At 39.7% G+C, this 1,246-nt stretch carries 1 protein-coding gene; it reads right to left on the bottom strand.

Annotated features, from left to right (window positions below):
* Nucleotides 1-254 precede the first annotated feature (254 nt).
* On the bottom strand, nucleotides 255-1,100 hold the full coding sequence (locus tag CKO36_RS19130; protein ID WP_200286488.1) for a metallophosphoesterase family protein: 846 nt from the start codon (nucleotides 1,098-1,100) through the stop codon (nucleotides 255-257).
* Nucleotides 1,101-1,246: the final 146 nt, after the last annotated feature.

Below are 1,246 nucleotides of genomic sequence, written 5' to 3'. Positions count from 1 at the left end.
AATCGCTCAAGCAGAGCGCGTACCATGACCGTGGCAGGCGCGCGTTCAGCAAACCGGTTGAGAACATCATCAAACATCGGTTGTCAACTCCAACTCTAGAAATAATATCCATATTATACAATGAGTTGCATCACCTTAAAAGGGCTGTTGCAATTGTCCTATAAGACATAACGTTCAACATCACCGGCAAAATAAAGCTGCAGAGCGAAGCGGCGCAGCTTTATTTTGTCCGAGTGTATGTTTATGTTAGGCATTTACGCTAACGCCTCAGTCTTTAAATGCTTAACATTGGTTCCGATCACATCTTCAAAATATATTGTTGCTTGAACAGGAGAACGGCGCCCTAAGTCATATTTAATAAGATTGTATGATATGTACGTTTTGTTTTTATCGGCATGTTCGATTTCACCAGTTGAAGAACCGGACGCAATACAATACACACCATTTTCCTTTTGTATGTTAGGTATGTGTTTGTGTCCGTGTAGGACTGTTTTTATTCTTCTCTCTTTGCACCACAACAAGAATCTTTCAGAGTCCACAAGCTTCATGGTGTTTTTATGAAATGCTCCTAATACAGCTTCATACCATTTTCTACTATGCCAATCAGGAATTGATATTTCTATTGGATGATGGTGCAAAATCGCTAACAGCGTATAGTTGTCGATATTATCTATACCATCTAATTTTGAGCCAATAGCAATTAGTTGATCTTCTCCAACCTTACCGCAAGCAAGATTACCTCCTTGATTGGAACATATTTTTATAATTATTAACTTATACTCCTCATATACTTCTATTGGGTCTTGTGACACAAGATTTATAGTGGCTTGCTTATCTTTTCGGAAAAGACTAAAAACACCCTTTGGGTCAACGTCATGATTTCCCAAGACTGTAATTGCTCTGTGGTTAAACTTTGTATTAAGCTCTCTAAGGAATTCTTGCACCTTATCTTTGTTGTCTTGGTTTGGTGTATCCATTAAGTCGCCGGTTATTACCGGTATTATAGGAACATCATCACTGTGCATCGAATGCTTATCTATAAGACGAATTAATTCATTTTTTCTACCATGGGTAACTTTTCCCAAATGAAGGTCGCTCATATGCAATAGGTATATATAGCAGCCCTTTTAAGGTGGGCTAACCAGCGGCCAGAAGCTTGGCGGTCGAGACATGCGGCTTATCTTTGTATCGAGTGCGTTTGGTCAGCGGTTTTTTCGGACCCCGGCGATTTTTTCGCATGGCTTTC

This window comes from Rhabdochromatium marinum (assembly GCF_016583795.1).
GTDB lineage: Bacteria > Pseudomonadota > Gammaproteobacteria > Chromatiales > Chromatiaceae > Rhabdochromatium > Rhabdochromatium marinum.
This window is presented reverse-complemented; position numbering and strand designations above follow the sequence as displayed.

What these genes read in the sequence shown, in the direction of transcription:
- CKO36_RS19130 (WP_200286488.1), bottom strand. Translation starts at nt 1,100, where the DNA reads ATGAGCGACCTTCATTTGGGAAAAGTTACCCATGGTAGAAAAAATGAA.